Below are 15,465 nucleotides of genomic sequence, written 5' to 3' on the forward strand. Positions count from 1 at the left end.
CCTGATGAACTGTGCAGTCCTTATGGCTTCGTCAAGTCTTTCATATTGAGACTTGGAACCGTTCAATAACTTCGTTTCTCTAACTATCATAGAGTTATCTTATCACGGACAAACTTGGATAACAACTTGTTCGTCTTCGACTCACTGCTATCCATCCCCATACCTGAAGGTAGGGGCTTTTCGCAATTTCCTGGTAAAGTTTTGATCATCGGCTTTTTTTGTCGGATAGCTGCTCCGATCGTATCCATCAGCAACGGCAAGAAATTTTCGACAATGTGGGATTGGGCTGGCGACTCCATTAATAATGATGGTTGATTAATCAACATTTGAGAGACTTGCTGATAATAAGCTCTTAGATGGCGTAATGAAGCGGGATGGAAATGGATTGAATTTTGCTGGAGAAACTGTTGCCCTAAGTCATGGTATCCCATTTGCTCGGCTAGGGACTGGAAAACGGTCAAATCAAGGTTGGCGAGGACTAAGTGAGTGTCTTTGCCTGTCGTAATATCATTTTCTCTCGTTGGATCGAACCCAAATAGGTCGTGTTTTTTGATCAAGCAACCATGAGCCAGCACTTGTGTCTGATCGCCTTGAAGTGCGATCGCAAATCCCAGGCGATGAGGATTTTTTACCCCCTTTATTCTCATCGCTTGATTATAGGTAACGTCAGTAAACTTCAGGCTCCCCAAGTCGGCCAAATTAACTCTCCCCACAAACTGACCAGAGGTTAACTGGGTGGCAGTAACATTCAAATGTTTGATGGCTTGGGCGCAAACATCAATATCGTCGAACTGGCCCGTGACGACAACAGCAGCAGAGTCAGGTTGGCTTTTACAGATCGTAGAGATCGACATACATGATCAGATTATCGACGATAGTTCCCCAAATATACTCTATTTTGTCGATTATGCAGACATGAAAAAGTTGGAATTCTGGAATGTTCCTTTTGCGGAAATAGCATCATACTGTTTTTAATTCGTTGGAAAATTATCGACCTGGGGACGATCAAAAATGAAATTTAACCCGATCGCATCAAAAAAAGAACAAAAATCATTGATTAAATTTAATAAAAGTTTCAAAACTCCCGATCCAATTCCTCAAGCAGGTTTTGAAAAACTTAAGCCTCATGTTCCTAATTTTAGTTTGCGAATGAGTAACTTAACTGCTGCTGTCTTAAGACCTCAAATAAAATTTTTAGAAGACAAGATATTTCAAGGTATACAAAAGTACGATCGGTTAGCAGAAATTCTCAGTTCTGTCAGAAATATTTATATTCCCTCTCCTTTGGAAAAAGTGAAACGTGCGCCTGACAGTTTGCAATTTAATCTTTTGGGATTAACTTCAGAACAGGTAGATCAATTTGTACAACAAACTAGCGAGAGGGGTGTGACGATCCAGATTTTTGGCAGAGACGATAATTCTCGTTATTACAAAAACTGGCAATACTCATTTACCGAAATACCCAGCCTAGAAAAAACAGAATCGATTATTTCTTCTGCTTGCGATCTGAGATTGCCATCATCTTTTGATTTCGATGACCTCAATTTAATCGGCTATATTATCAAAGATGTTCTGTATAAAATCTTGAAAAAAGATGATGAGCAAGATTATCGAAATGGATTAACAGATTACTTTGAAAACCTCGAAGAAGTGAGGGGAAAATACGATAATTGGGTATTATTTTACGACCAGGAACATTACGATAACGGCTGGACGGTTTTACTTAACCATATTGGTTACACCCTCAGATCCTATTTAAAGAAAGATGCTTTAATTTTAGATATAGGGTGTGGTACAGGATTATTAGGTCGAGAACTCAATTCTTACGGCTTTAAAAATCTCCAAGGACTGGATATTAGCCAAAAGTCTTTAGACCTATTAAAAGACCAGGGGATATACAATGCTTTGCATCTAGAAGAGTTGGGTAACACTCTTTCTTTTGCAGATAATACGTTTAACGCTTTAGTATCAACTGGCGTTTTTACTCGCAATCAAGTTCCTTTAGAAAGCTTTGAGGAACTGATTCGGATTCTTAAACCAGGTGGTATTTTTGCTGTAGTTCTCAGAGTCGAAGATAATGACTTGTATTACAATCCCATCAAAAACTATTGTGCTATAAAGATGTGGCAAGAAGTTTTCAAGGAAAGAATGAGTGTGTTAAAAAGCTGCAACCACGAGCTACTGATTTTGCGGAAGTAAAGTATTTTGTCGATCAGTTAATCCAGTTAATTATTTAAATTCGCAAAGGAGTAATTTATCTCCCGTTCAAGCTGTAATTGGAACGGGAGATGAATTCGATCAAACTAACAAATCGAAGTAGCTTTCCTACTTCTAATTTGGCACGATCTGGTTGGTGGGATGGAAGAAAATTACTAATTTTATAAATCAAATAAATTTTAATAAATAACTAAACCATTAGCCCTTAAAATAACAAACAATGGTTAATAACACAATCAAAAATGAAAATTGAAGTAATCAAAATAGAAAGTTTAGCTATTCATGAACATCATCTAGACATCATCTATAGTGCAGATAAATTCAAATTTGCCACGAAAGTTTTTTATCACGATCTCTCATTCTCGGCACTGATAGAAAAATATTCTCAACAATTAATTGATCGCATTGCTGCCCATATTGCCTTATTTGAAGGCATGAAACTATGTTCCTTATTTCCCAAATATTACGATATCTCAAACATTGCCTCACATCTGGAAAAACCAGTTTTAGATTTATTTTTCAAAATTTACCAAGGAGTATTTGGGCAACATTGGTATGAAAATAATGTCACAGATTACCAACAGCCAGAAATTATCTATTCCGCAGACTTAGGAAAAAGTCATCCAGAGCAAATTTTTGGAGATAATCAGACAATTCTCACAGGTTGTGGGGGTGGCAAAGATAGTATTGTAGCCATGAAAATTTTGCAAGAAGCGGATATTCCTTTTGCTTCTATGCAATATTCTCATAGTGTTTATGGCAAAGCAGACTTGCAACACAAATTAATTGCTCAAGTAATAGAAAATGTCCAGCCAATTAAAAAGCATAAAATATCAATTTTCGATGATTTTATAGACTTTCCCTTTCTCCAGTTATATTTTCCTGAAAATTCAGGAATCACCATCCCAGAAACCCCAGTTTCTATTTTTGAATCCTTATTTTTGATGTTGGCCGGAGGNCAATTAAAAAGCATAAAATATCAATTTTCGATGATTTTATAGACTTTCCCTTTCTCCAGTTATATTTTCCTGAAAATTCAGGAATCACCATCCCAGAAACCCCAGTTTCTATTTTTGAATCCTTATTTTTGATGTTGGCCGGAGGGTATAATTATTTATGTTTAGCCCACGAAAAAAGCGCCAACACCGGAAATTTAATTTGGGAGGAAATCGGAAAAGAAGTTAACCACCAGTGGGGTAAAAGTCTGGAAGCCGAACAGATTTTAGATCAATTCGTTCGCGAACATTTGCTATCGGATTTTAAATATTTCAGCATTTTACAACCCATTTACGACTTCCGCATCTTTCATAACTTGAGCAAATATTCGGAAGTTATCCCGAAAATTAACTCCTGCAATCTTCAAAAACCTTGGTGCAAAAAATGCCCAAAATGCGCCTATGTTTGGTTGGGATTGACGGCTTTTTTTTCCTCAAATTTGGTCGATGCGGTGTTTAAAACCAATTTGTTTGACGATGAAAATTTGCTCCCGACGTTTCGAGAAATGGTCGGTTTATCGGTACACACTCCCTTTGAATGTATCGGCGAAATTGACGAAAGCCGTTTGCTAATGAAAAAATGTTTAGAAAAAGGGTTATCCGGCAAAACTTTAGAAATGTTTTCCGAAGAAATTTTATCAGATCGTTCTATTGATTGGCAAACTATAGAACAAAAATATAATTCAGTTTACGACAAAGAACACGCCATTCCCTCTTGGGTGTTCGAGCGCATCCGAGAAAATTTATAAACACAGCTTGCTCTTGAAAACCGTTAATTTTCCAGTTCATTCATTGTTCACCTAGCAAAATCCAACTTAAAAACATGATGTTTAACCTCAAAAACTTGCTCAAAATATTGGCAATTACAGGAATGGTCGGTTTTGCCTCTATCATTGATCCTAGAGAGGTTCTAAGTCAAGTTTTGATTGAAAAAGACCATCTATTAATTGCCCAAAATCTGGCGGGAATAGAGCGAGAAATCTCCCTAGAAGAAGTCCCAATTTCAGTGATGACATCCGCAGAAACCGTTTCGGGCGCCCAGTTTAATCTGGCTCGAACGGAACTGAAATCCGATGGTTCTCTAATCTATAAAATCCGAGGAGAAAACCAACAGGGTTTTGAAGTAGAAGTTCAGGTGACTTCTACCGGAAATATTCTTCAACTTGACGAACAAATCGATTCCAGTGCGGTTCCAGAACCCGTTATAAAAGCGCTGGAAAAATGGATAGAAGNTTATAACTTTTCTCGGATGCGCTCGAACGGAACTGAAATCCGATGGTTCTCTAATCTATAAAATCCGAGGAGAAAACCAACAGGGTTTTGAAGTAGAAGTTCAGGTGACTTCTACCGGAAATATTCTTCAACTTGACGAACAAATCGATTCCAGTGCGGTTCCAGAACCCGTTATAAAAGCGCTGGAAAAATGGATAGAAGACGCGCCGGTTATCAGTACGTGGCGGAGTACCCGTCTGGGAGAATTTGTTTATCAATTTGTTATCGAAGATTTTTGGCTAGAAGTCACCGAAGACGCCAGTAAAGTCACCATTTATCGAAGACTACGCTAATCAAATCCGTTTTAAAACTAACGCATTTACCTCAATCCATGAAAACATTTACCCTCAAGAATTTCCGGCTTTTTTTTGTTAGTTTTCTAACGCTAACAGCGATTTCTTTTCCGACGAGCGTTGCGGCTTTATTGCTTCGCGGAGGGGGTGATTCTTTTGCGGAACCCCTTCTCCAGCGTTATAGCCAAGAATACGAACAGCAAACAGGACAACAGTTTAAATATAGCACTCTGGGCAGTGGGGGTGGCATTCGGTTGTTGGCGAGTCAGACTGTTGACTTTGCGGGTACGAGCTTAATTCCCACTCCGATAGAACAGAATCAAATCGAAGATGGTTTGCTCATGGTGCCAATTGGTGGCGGTTCGTTAAGCATTGTTTATAACCTCAAAAATATCACCCGAGATCTGACAACAGATGTTAAATTATCCCGAGAGAAACTGGTTCAAATTTTTACGGGAGAAGTCAGCAATTGGAAGCAAATTAACCCCAACTTTCCCAATCAAAAAATTGAAGTGATCGTTTGTTCGGGAAGTTGTGCGACGAGCTTTATTCTGACCAAATATCTCAATCAAATTAGCGGCGGAAAGATACCAGGCAGTCGCGAGCCGAATTGGGGATTTAGATTCTTTTCTTCGCAATTGGAAGGCGGCGGAATTGCCGGCGAAGTCCGAAGAATTGATGGTGCCATTGGTTACGTTCCAACCCGTTTGGCTCGGGAGCAGAATCTTTCAATTGCGAACCTAGAAAATGGGGAAGGTCGCTACGTTAAACCGACCTTAGAAGAAACTCAAAAAGCATTATTAAATGTCAAGTTTAATGATGACTTTAGCACCGATGATGTCAAGGACCCAAAAGAGGGTTATCCCTTGGTCAGTTTAACCTGGCTGTTGATTTATAAACGCTATGTTAACGAAGATCAACTGATCGCGACTAAAAATTTATTGACATGGATTTTAACCGAGGGACAAGAATTAAACGAGCAGTTAGAGTACACCAGAATTCCCGAAGATGTCACGATAGAAATTTTAGAAGCGGTCAATAATGAATTGAGAATGCGTCCGTACTAAGTTGTTTCTGTCGTTTAATTTAATACTTATTTTTGCATAACATTCATTTATGTTAGGATTACCATGTCAAATCGTCTCAAAAAATATAAAATATCGCTGACTGTGCCATCGGCTGTTCTGAGCTATCTTCTATTTATGTTATCTCCGGCAATGGCGCAAGAAATGTTCAACTCAAACGTTTTGAGCGAAGAATCTTTAAATAATTCTGAGGAATTTCCCTTAGAAACCTCCCATTTAGAGTTGTCTAATTCAATATCAGAAGTCCCGGAAACTCCCATTCAGCAAATTGATACCCTATCCAGCAGTCCCCCACCCGGTTTGAACAGAGACAGAATCATCAATGTTCACGAATTGCAAGATATTACTCCCGACCATTGGGCCTACGAAGCCCTGCGTAATTTAGTCGAAAAATATCGCTGTATTGGCGGCTTTCCGGGGGAAACTTTTCAGGGAAATCGGCCGATGAGCCGCTATGAATTTGCGGCAGGTTTAAATGCTTGTCTGCTCAAAATTAGACAGACCCTTGGAAGTTTAAGTAATAAATTTGCCGACGAAGAAGACTTTATCGCCATCCAAAGATTAACAGAAGAATTTGCAACCGAAATCGAAGAGGTTACGAGCAAAATCGATGATTTAGAAGAGCAAGTCACTTTTCTCAAAGAGCATCAGTTTAGCCCAACTACAATTTTACGCGGCGGAGTTGATTTTAATTTAATCAGTGCTTTTGGCGATCAAAAAGCAGTTTCTCCAGGAACAGAATCCCGAGAAGATTTGGATGAAATCCCCACATTTTCTGAGCGAGTTGTACTAATTTTTGATACCAGTTTTACCGGAAAAGATAGATTGCGAACTCAACTAATCGCGGGGAATGTTAGCAGTTTCGGTCTTGGCGTTACCGGTACCGATATGACCCGTTTAATTGGGACTACAAATACGGGCGATGATATCCGCTCCGGAACAATATTTTATCAAATGCCGCTCGGCAGTCGCGGCATTTTTGCTGTGGCTCCGCTTACGGGTTTTCCGGATCGCAATGTTACCTCNATCCCCACATTTTCTGAGCGAGTTGTACTAATTTTTGATACCAGTTTTACCGGAAAAGATAGATTGCGAACTCAACTAATCGCGGGGAATGTTAGCAGTTTCGGTCTTGGCGTTACCGGTACCGATATGACCCGTTTAATTGGGACTACAAATACGGGCAATGATATCCGCTCCGGAACAATATTTTATCAAATGCCTCTCGGCAGTCGCGGCATTTTTGCTGTGGCTCCGATTGCGGATTTTCCGACTCGAATTTTTCCCGCGTTTAACCCGGTTAACTCGATCTCAAATTTTGGAGCAGAAAGTCCAATTTACTCCTTTGCTTTCGGTACCGGTGCGGTGGTTTACTATAATTTTACAGACAAAATCGGCGGCGGGGTGAGTTATTTAACGACTTCCGGTAGAGATGCGAGTGCCGGATTATTTAACGGTCAATATACGATTTTGGCTCAGTTGAGCTATACTCCTACCGATGGATTGGGAATGGCTTTAACTTACGGTCGTTATTATGCCCCAGATCCCGCTTCAACCATTGATTTAACCGGAAGTAAAGGTAGCGTTTTTGCTCAGTTTCCTTTTGGTGCAAATACCCCCACTTCTTCTAATGCTTTGGGCTTACAACTAACTTATAAACTCACCGATAAATTAATCTTGGGCGGTTGGTTGAGCTACTGGAATGCTGTTGCTGAAGGCTCTCCTCAGATCACCGAGGGTGTAAATGCTTCTCAGGGTTCTCATGCAGAAATTTGGAGTTGGGCAATTACCGCTTTTTTGGTCGATTGGGGTAAATTGGGATCTCAATTAAGTATTGTTTTCGGTATGCCCCCCAAAGTTACCAATAATGATGTTCTTGATCGGGAAGATCCGGATACATCTTTACATTTTGAGGTGTCTTATCGCTACTTAATTACCGATAGAGTTTCTGTCACTCCGGGATTTTTGCTAATTACCAATCCCGAGCATAATTCAGACAATCCTGCGATTGGAATTGGTTTGGTCCGAACTCGGTTTACATTTTAAGTCGTCGGATAAGAGAAGTTGTCTAAAACAGAGGCGATCGCTTTCAGTTGAACTCATGTTGAACAGACTGAAGGCGATCGCCATTAGTTTTATTTTTGTATGAAAGTTCAGACCGTTAATCCAAACTTCAAATTAATATCAAATCAGACTTTGAGATGAAAATTGCAATTTTAGCGTTTGTTTTTCTTCGGAACCCAAATGTTTAAAAAATAGATGTGCTTAAGCTCCAATAGCTTCCTCAACAATCGGCAAGCGTTGAGAAGCGTAACCAATACCCCGCACGGTTAAAATATACTCGGGATTGCGCTGATCTTCTTCAATTTTGGCCCGCAGACGAGCCACATGAACATCAACAACTCGCATATCGGCAATGCGTCGCGGTGCGTAACCCCACAACTCCTGAAGGATTTCCGAACGAGAAACCGCCTCACCTGAATGCTTCAAGAGCAGTTCTAAAAGATTAAACTCAATGTAGGTTAGAGGGATCAACTTATCACCCTTGTAAACCCGTCGTTTAATGGTATCCACTTGCAGACTGTCCACTTGGATGGTTTCTGTGCTGAAGTCCCGAGCCGCATTTGTCTCTCTGAGACGACGTAAAATGGCTTGAATACGCGCTTCTAATTCTTTGGGTGAAAAGGGCTTCGTGAGATAGTCATCCGCTCCTAATTCCAAGCCTGTAATCCGATCCGCCACATCTCCCAAAGCGGTTAACATAATGATCGGAACGTCCGATAGAGTGCGAATTTTTTGACACACTCCATAGCCGTTGAGTTTGGGCATCATTACGTCTAAAACCAACAAATCAGGATTTTCGGTTTCAAACAGGTTCAGGGCTTCCCGACCATCGGCTGCGGCTACAACTTCATAGCCGACCATCGAAAGACGAGTGGTGAGAATGCGCCGAATGGCAGATTCGTCATCTGCAATCAGGATTTTGCCGGAGTTACGTTTTTGTTCGGATTGTAATTGCGTTGTCATGTCTGCTCCCATAGATAGATCGATCGGCTTTCGGTGCAGGTTGAATCGGTTCTCAATCAACAAGCTGTTTCAGGCGAGTCTAGATGTCCAAGCTGTCATCTGATTCCCTGTGATAACAGTTGTTATCATATTGTTATCATACAACGGTGACATAAATTTAAAAATTTTGCAATAAATCAAAAAATTTCACAAAAATTTACAAAAAAATGAGGACTGACTATTCTTTTTACGAATTAATACTATGAGACCGATAACGATTTAGCAATAGGCTGGTATTATCGAGGCATTGTTGATGTTGATTGTCCAAATGTTCCTCAACTAAAACCATGCCCAATCCCTTTTTAGGAGTTAGGATTCCTCCTGAATTACACGAAGCATTGATGGCACGGGTCAAAGCAACTGGACAATCGAAGTCAGACCTGGTGGTTGAGGCTTTAAGAACCTATTTAGGAATGGCCGATCAACCTGATAAAATTTCCGAACTAGAGAGTCGCCTAGCGATACTGGAACATCGACTCGACACTCTCGGTTCAGGGTCTCACGTTCACGACATCCAGGAAGATATTAAATGACCCTCACTCTCAGACAAATCTTGGCTCAAAAAAATAGAGTTTTAGGCAACTATGCAAAAAAAAGTAAATTTGTCAAGTTAAAAGCGTAAAAGACTTTTTATCAAAAAGTGTAGCAATACTTAACAATCAGTCACCCGTCTGGTAGGGACAATTGATCAATTGCCCCTACCAGTTAACAGTTTTTTCCTGACTTCTGACGGCCTATTGCCTGTTCAACTAAGGGGATTGATTCATCACCCATTTGAACCATTGGTTAAATGACCTCAATATCCCCAATTTTTTAACATTAGGAGCCGCGATCGCCGCTAAACTGCTAACAGACTGTAACGCCGCATATTGTAACCCTAAAAAGCTATCAACAGCCGCATAAGGCCCGCCTAATGTAATCGCTCCGGCGGCATACATTCGACCTTTTGGGGTTGAACTTCCAGGGGAAACGGTCGCCGTTTTTCCCGTTGGCAAAGTCACGCTAACCGAACGCATTTCTACTAATTCAAAATCATTCGCCACTTGCAAACGACCCAGAGCATTAAGCGGTAAATTATAATGAGTCACTAAATCATTTAATAAGGGATTTGTTTGAACGTGAGCATCTAAACCCGTCGCATCAATAATAAAATCAGCTTCTAATTGAATTTGTGCTTCAATTCCCTGTTCCCGAATGGTCGTTAATGTCCGTTCACCTGCTATTTTTTCCACCTGTTCAACTCGACCAAACACAATCCGATACCAACCTTGAATCAGTCCTTGATTCACAATTTCTCGCCAGTCTTGACGACTCGCTGTGGTGGTTCCCCCCCAACTTTCTAGTAATTGTAAGCGCCGTTCAGCATGAGCCATTTCTAACTTCTCTCGCAATTCTCCACCCCAACAAGCTTTCGGCCAATTAAACGGTTGAAATTCAAAATGATTTTCGACTCGACGCTGGGATTTTCCAAATTGATTTCCGATGGCTTTTGGCGATCGCATTAAATGCAGAATTTTAATATTAGAATTGCGTTGTCTCGCCTCATAAAGTCGCTGAATAATTCGAGAAGCCACAATTCCCCGTCCTCGTAAAATCACCGTTCCGCCTAGTTGTTCAAGCTGTTTATAAATATGTTCATGCTCCTCATAGGCATTGACAACGCTTTTAAAATCTCGCGTCATTTCCCGGTAAGCTTGTAAATCAGGGAGAAACTGAATCGCTGGATATCCAGTTGCTAAATGAACATATCGTGCGACAACAAAACCCCGTTCTCGTTTATCCGCCCGTGAACGAGAAATGGCGATCGCATAACGCCCATCATTTGTTTTCCTAATTCCTAAAACTCGTCCGTAGNGACAACGCTTTTAAAATCTCGCGTCATTTCCCGGTAAGCTTGTAAATCAGGGAGAAACTGAATCGCTGGATATCCAGTTGCTAAATGAACATATCGTGCGACAACAAAACCCCGTTCTCGTTTATCCGCCCGTGAACGAGAAATGGCGATCGCATAACGCCCATCATTTGTTTTCCTAATTCCTAAAACTCGTCCGTAGCGATAAATTTCTTGCCAACTTATGCGTTGAATTTCACGATCAATCGAATCAAAAACATTTTGCGATCGCGGTGTATAAGTCTCTGCAAAAGTCGGTTCTGCAAAAACACGCCATAGTAATTTTAAAGCGATTAATAACCGTCCGTGAGAGATTTCACGATAAGCTTCTCGCACCGCATAACTTGGCCAACCCCAAATATTATCAGGACAAGAATCAGAATTTGATCGCAAACGTTCGTGAGGCGGAATTTGAGAATTAAGACACAAGCGTTGATAACGAGCGTAGGGCTTTTCTTCCATTCCTAAAGCGATAATTTGGCTAGATTTTACCCCCGAAATTCTCAATAAATCTGCCCAAATCAAACTTCCTAACCCAGCCCCAATGGTCAAATAATCTATTTCCTCAACAGGTAATCCTGTGGCTTGTAACGTTGAAGGTGAGACTTGAACCGCGTGTAAAAATTCCGTAGGCGGGAAACTCTGATTAACCGGAGTAATCAGTTGAGGTTTAGCGGTTAACGGATCAGGTTGATTGGTATTGGGATTAAAAAAGATCTGTGACGGCCCCGGTGAAGTATTAGAATTCAGAGAACTGGTGACAAAAGAAACCAGAATGTTATGATTTTCAATTTGCAGGGTATCTCCGTCATTTAAAATAGTTTTAGCTTGACGAACTCCGTTAATAAAAGTACCATTTCGACTACCAATATCAGTCAAGATGAGACTGTCATTTTCCAAAGTTATTAAAGTGTGAAAGCGAGAAACCCGATCTCCTTTCAACACAATGCGAGACACCCGATGTCCATCAATCGTACCGGGCATCCGGGCAAACACTCGTCCAATGGCAATGGGAGGCCTTAATACAGGGGTTCGCCATTCATTTGTTATCGGATCTCGCCAACTGAGTCGAATTTCCATGAGAAAGAGGGAATCAAGAATAGTTTTAGTTTGGCATCTCCTATTTTCTGCTTTATAAAACTGATATAACGCGGTACAAACCGTGTTAATGTTTACTTCGGTGCCTCACCCCGGACTGTCAGCAGCACCCGGTCAGNAGAAGCCCTCGGCATAACCTTCTAAATTCAGGCTGGCATTCAAATCGCGGTCAATGCTTACACCGCAATTATTACAGTTAAAAACTCGTTCTTTCAGTGCTATTTCTTGAACGTGACCGCAACTTGAACAAGTCTTAGTTGACGGATAGAATCTATCAGCAAACACTACTCTTGAACCGTACCACTCGGACTTATACTCGACTTGGCGACGAATTTCATAGAGAGCAGAATCGGCAATAGCACCCGCTAATTTATGATTCTTTAACATCCCAGAAACATTCAAATCCTCTAACCCGATAACTGCGTGGTTTTTGCATAGCCATGAGGTTAGTTTGTGAATTGACACTTTTCGGATGTTAGCCACTCTTTGATATGCTTTTGCGAGTTTCAGTCTAGCTTTATTCCTGTTATTTGAACCCTTCTGTTTTCTAGANCGGATGTTAGCCACTCTTTGATATGCTTTTGCGAGTTTCAGTCTAGCTTTATTCCTGTTATTTGAACCCTTCTGTTTTCTAGAGAGTTCGCGCTGAAGTCTGGCTAGATTTTTTTGCGCTTTTTTGTGGGCTGCTGGGTTAACAAAAACAGTACCATCTGAACAGGTCGCTAAGACCTTAACCCCTACATCAACACCCAGATAAACTCTTGATTTAACAGTCTGTTCTGGTTCAAACTCGTAGGCTATAGATATATACCAAGAATCGGCAACCCGACTGATGGTAACTCGCTTAGTTTGAACTTCGGGAAGGGGTTCATAAGTGAATACCCATCCAATAAAAGGAAGTTTTAACCTCCTCCCTGAAAACCTCATTACTTTGCCGCAATTATCTAAAGTAAAGCTATCATTTTTGCCTTTTTTCTTGAACTTAGGATGTTTGGCAATGCCTTGAAAGAATCGGCTAAATGCTTCTCCCAAGTGCATGAAAGCAAATTGATAAACNGTGTAGAACTTTTTTAGCTTATTCGTTGAAGGTTTTAAACCCTGTTTGTAAGCTTCATTCCACATCGCTAACGCCCAATTCCAAACCCATCTAGAATATCCCGCGTGTTGAGCCATGACGGTCTTCTGTTTGTTATTCAGTTTTAACTTGGTCTTGAAGGCTCGTTGCATAGCTCTGGGTCATTTGTGAATTGGAGGCGTGATATTTTCTCAGTCCATGTAATCGGCTAGAAAAACAATGCAGAATTGCTAGAATGTCTTCTACCATTTACCCCAAATACTCAGCTTATCGCTTGCAGGTTTCAGGTACTTTGTCATTGAACTTGAGTCAACAACATACTTATAGTACCGATTTATGACGCGAACTGTCAATCTAGTTATACTCTCTCCACTTCCTAATCAATTTTACGGAGGAGACAAAACGACACTCCTTGCCGCCGCTAACGAAGTTCCACACCAACGACAACCTAAGTCGATCTGTTCATAGGGAGAAATGCGATCACATTTCGGACATTGTAAACCATATTGAGGAGTTGAAAGTTGGGGTTGGGGTGAGTGAAAGGAGGCATCTGGAGAAAATAAAATAGTCGGTGGAATTTCCTCTGTTGTGGAAATAGAAACCACTTCAAGTTCAACTTGTCCTAACCAGAGATGACTACCCGGGTTGAGGGTTGCTTCTTGAGAATGTAAAAATTGACCATCAATTCGCGGTGGGTTTGTTTCTCGTAAACTCCGCACTCTAAACTGATGAGATGAGGGATGAAAATAAACTTCTATATTTGACATACTCCCCATTTCTAAAGAAAGGGGATTCTCCAAGCCTCACGGCTTTGGATTACTGATTCANCAGGGATGAGTACCCGTGATGATCGTTGCTTCGTGAAAGTGTAAGAATTGACCATCAATGCGCAGTGGGGTTGTTTCTCGTAAACTCCGCACTCTAAACTGATGAGATGAGGGATGAAAATAAACTTCTATATTTGACATACTCCCCATTTCTAAAGAAAGGGGATTCTCCAAGCCTCACGGCTTTGGATTACTGATTCAAAAACAATCCGAAAAGATCTCAGTTCCTCCGGAGACGTAAATGACAGAGCGCTCGATACGCCCATCTTTGGCTGATCGACTGGTCGCCCTGGCGCATTCGCGTTGGCTACTTCCTGTCCTTTTATTGGTGCAGGTGATCGAGACCTCTGTGCTGCCTTTGCCATACGAAGCGGCGTTCATCGCGCTTTGTCTCGCTGCTCGCGGACGAATCTGGGTGTTCGTCGCAGTTTCCGTGCTCGGTAGCGCCATTGGAGGTTCGATCGTCTATGCGATCGGCGCGGCTTATTTTGAACCCGTGATCAGTCGCCTCGGTATCGAGGCGCTTGCGGCGACCTACACGGAACGCTTCGCAGACCGCGGCGCGTCATACATCTTTCTTGGCGGCACAACGCCGGCGCCGTCTTACCTGATCAATTTGATCGCCGGGGCGTCTGGATATCCCTATTGGGAATTTCTCGGTATTTTCTCTGTCAGCAGATTCATTCGATTCTTCATCCTTGGAGGATTGCTGTTTCTATTCGGTCCACAGATTGTCGGCGTCTGGGAACGGTCGCCGAGAAGCGTGAAGCGGGCGCTATGGGTCGTTCTGCTCGCAGGTCTTCTCTATTGGTTTGTCACCGGTTTCAGCGAGTGAAGCTGGCCTAGCGTCATAGCTTGCCAATCAATGCCCATCCCGCCACAGTTCGAAAAATAGCGGGAGGCAGATTGCATGATCAGGAATATACTCTTCGGAATCGGCGGCGTACTGGCGCTACTGGTTGTCGTCATTCTGTTTCGGGCATTCAATTATGGCGGCGTGCCGAGCGATGTCCGCGAGATCGTTCTTCCCGAAGTACCGGAATTTGATTCCAACATCGCGGCTGAGCANAACAGCCTGAAAAAATGCGGCCGAAAACTTCGGAATCGGCGGCGTACTGGCGCTACTGGTTGTCGTCATTCTGTTTCGGGCATTCAATTATGGCGGCGTGCCGAGCGATGTCCGCGAGATCGTTCTTCCCGAAGTACCGGAATTTGATTCCAACATCGCGGCTGAGCACCTTGGTGAGGCCATTCGTTTCCAAACCGTCACCGTCGCGCCGGGCGATCCTCGCGTCGGGCAGGAAGGCCCGTGGCTCGCGCTCCAGGACTGGATGGAAGAAACCTACCCGGCCTTCCACGCTGCCGCCAACAAGGAAACCATTCCCGGCGGCTATAGTCTGCTATTCACCTGGCCAGGGTCCGACTCGAGCCTCGACCCGATCCTGCTCATGGCCCACCAGGATGTGGTGCCGGTCAATATCGGCACAGAGAGCGACTGGGACGCACCGCCCTTCTCCGGCACCATTCAGGATGGCTATGTCTTTTCGGCGATTTTTTAAACGAAGAACGCCTCTATCAAAAGTTACAAGAGACTCAAACGACCTACGTGAGTGTAGGGCATCGAATGAGTTTATTAAAATACCATC

12 protein-coding genes and 4 pseudogenes are annotated in these 15,465 nt (G+C 42.1%); 9 read left to right on the forward strand and 7 right to left on the reverse strand.

What is annotated here, in order from left to right; genetic code table 11:
* Window positions 1-86: 86 nt before the first annotated feature.
* Entirely contained in the window at window positions 87-854 is a 768-nt protein-coding gene (locus tag WN50_RS12645; protein ID WP_049559299.1) for a hypothetical protein, read from the reverse strand.
* A 157-nt stretch (window positions 855-1,011) separates the two neighbouring features.
* On the opposite strand from WN50_RS12645, the gene WN50_RS12650 reads away from it, so the two are divergent.
* The 6 genes from WN50_RS12650 to WN50_RS37545 all read left to right on the forward strand — a co-directional run bounded on the left by WN50_RS12650 (window position 1,012) and on the right by WN50_RS37545 (window position 7,908).
* A complete protein-coding gene (locus WN50_RS12650; protein WP_049559300.1) occupies window positions 1,012-2,199 on the forward strand; it encodes a class I SAM-dependent methyltransferase in 1,188 nt (395 codons plus the stop codon).
* A 260-nt stretch (window positions 2,200-2,459) separates the two neighbouring features.
* Window positions 2,460-3,175, forward strand: a 716-nt coding sequence (locus WN50_RS38030; RefSeq protein ID WP_483425969.1) for a MurL-like N-terminal domain-containing, incomplete at its 3' end; no start/stop codon positions are given.
* A 90-nt stretch (window positions 3,176-3,265) separates the two neighbouring features.
* The gene (locus tag WN50_RS38035; protein ID WP_483425970.1) at window positions 3,266-3,961 is read left to right on the forward strand and encodes a MurL C-terminal domain-containing protein; all 696 of its coding nucleotides are present in this window, start codon (window positions 3,266-3,268) and stop codon (window positions 3,959-3,961) included.
* Window positions 3,962-4,815: 854 nt separating this feature from the next.
* Window positions 4,816-5,844, forward strand: a complete 1,029-nt coding sequence (locus WN50_RS12675; RefSeq protein ID WP_046278757.1) for a substrate-binding domain-containing protein — start codon at window positions 4,816-4,818, stop codon at window positions 5,842-5,844.
* Window positions 5,845-6,006: 162 nt separating this feature from the next.
* Window positions 6,007-6,887 (forward strand): iron uptake porin (locus WN50_RS37540; RefSeq protein ID WP_425354803.1); only part of this gene is annotated, 881 nt, incomplete at its 3' end.
* A gap of 1 nt (window position 6,888) precedes the next feature.
* Window positions 6,889-7,908 carry an iron uptake porin gene (locus WN50_RS37545; protein WP_235440942.1) on the forward strand — a complete coding sequence of 340 codons (1,020 nt, stop codon included), beginning with the start codon at window positions 6,889-6,891 and terminating at the stop codon, window positions 7,906-7,908.
* Window positions 7,909-8,127: 219 nt separating this feature from the next.
* Here WN50_RS37545 and rpaB read toward each other — a convergent pair whose 3' ends face one another.
* Window positions 8,128-8,889: a response regulator transcription factor RpaB gene (gene rpaB, locus WN50_RS12685; RefSeq protein ID WP_046278762.1), complete on the reverse strand. Its 762-nt coding sequence runs from the start codon at window positions 8,887-8,889 to the stop codon at window positions 8,128-8,130.
* A 326-nt stretch (window positions 8,890-9,215) separates the two neighbouring features.
* On the opposite strand from rpaB, the gene WN50_RS12690 reads away from it, so the two are divergent.
* Window positions 9,216-9,461 (forward strand): ribbon-helix-helix domain-containing protein, encoded by a 246-nt coding sequence (locus WN50_RS12690; protein WP_046278759.1) that lies wholly within the window; start codon window positions 9,216-9,218, stop codon window positions 9,459-9,461.
* 1,322 nt (window positions 9,462-10,783) lie between these two features.
* Here WN50_RS12690 and WN50_RS12700 read toward each other — a convergent pair.
* The 5 genes and pseudogenes from WN50_RS12700 to WN50_RS12710 all read right to left on the reverse strand — a co-directional run.
* Window positions 10,784-11,899, reverse strand: a pseudogene (locus WN50_RS12700) (FHA domain-containing protein); the annotation flags it as partial.
* Between the two features lie 137 nt (window positions 11,900-12,036).
* Window positions 12,037-12,469: pseudogene (locus WN50_RS36180) on the reverse strand (RNA-guided endonuclease InsQ/TnpB family protein); the annotation flags it as partial.
* A 1-nt stretch (window position 12,470) separates the two neighbouring features.
* A pseudogene (locus tag WN50_RS36185) lies at window positions 12,471-12,973 on the reverse strand (RNA-guided endonuclease InsQ/TnpB family protein); the annotation flags it as partial.
* A 1-nt stretch (window position 12,974) separates the two neighbouring features.
* Window positions 12,975-13,144, reverse strand: a pseudogene (locus WN50_RS36190) (helix-turn-helix domain-containing protein); the annotation flags it as partial.
* A 234-nt stretch (window positions 13,145-13,378) separates the two neighbouring features.
* The gene (locus WN50_RS12710) at window positions 13,379-13,759 is read right to left on the reverse strand and encodes a hypothetical protein (RefSeq protein WP_200906271.1); all 381 of its coding nucleotides are present in this window, start codon (window positions 13,757-13,759) and stop codon (window positions 13,379-13,381) included.
* 301 nt (window positions 13,760-14,060) lie between these two features.
* Between WN50_RS12710 and WN50_RS12715 the strand changes: the two genes are divergently transcribed.
* Together WN50_RS12715 and WN50_RS12725 are read left to right on the forward strand one after the other, a co-directional pair.
* Window positions 14,061-14,654, forward strand: coding sequence for a YqaA family protein (locus WN50_RS12715; RefSeq protein WP_049559317.1), 594 nt, complete (start codon window positions 14,061-14,063; stop codon window positions 14,652-14,654).
* A 331-nt stretch (window positions 14,655-14,985) separates the two neighbouring features.
* Window positions 14,986-15,378 carry a zinc-binding metallopeptidase family protein gene (locus WN50_RS12725; protein WP_049559321.1) on the forward strand — a complete coding sequence of 131 codons (393 nt, stop codon included), beginning with the start codon at window positions 14,986-14,988 and terminating at the stop codon, window positions 15,376-15,378.
* Window positions 15,379-15,465: the final 87 nt, after the last annotated feature.

It is taken from the genome of Limnoraphis robusta CS-951, from assembly GCF_000972705.2.

Excerpts from the sequence above, each read along its gene's own strand:
- WN50_RS12645 (WP_049559299.1), bottom strand. The coding sequence starts at position 854 with ATGTCGATCTCTACGATCTGTAAAAGCCAACCTGACTCTGCTGCTGTT.
- WN50_RS12715 (WP_049559317.1), top strand. The coding sequence starts at position 14,061 with ATGACAGAGCGCTCGATACGCCCATCTTTGGCTGATCGACTGGTCGCC.
- WN50_RS12650 (WP_049559300.1), top strand. The coding sequence starts at position 1,012 with ATGAAATTTAACCCGATCGCATCAAAAAAAGAACAAAAATCATTGATT.
- rpaB (WP_046278762.1), bottom strand. The coding sequence starts at position 8,889 with ATGACAACGCAATTACAATCCGAACAAAAACGTAACTCCGGCAAAATC.
- WN50_RS12690 (WP_046278759.1), top strand. The coding sequence starts at position 9,216 with ATGCCCAATCCCTTTTTAGGAGTTAGGATTCCTCCTGAATTACACGAA.
- WN50_RS12710 (WP_200906271.1), bottom strand. The coding sequence starts at position 13,759 with ATGTCAAATATAGAAGTTTATTTTCATCCCTCATCTCATCAGTTTAGA.
- WN50_RS12675 (WP_046278757.1), top strand. The coding sequence starts at position 4,816 with ATGAAAACATTTACCCTCAAGAATTTCCGGCTTTTTTTTGTTAGTTTT.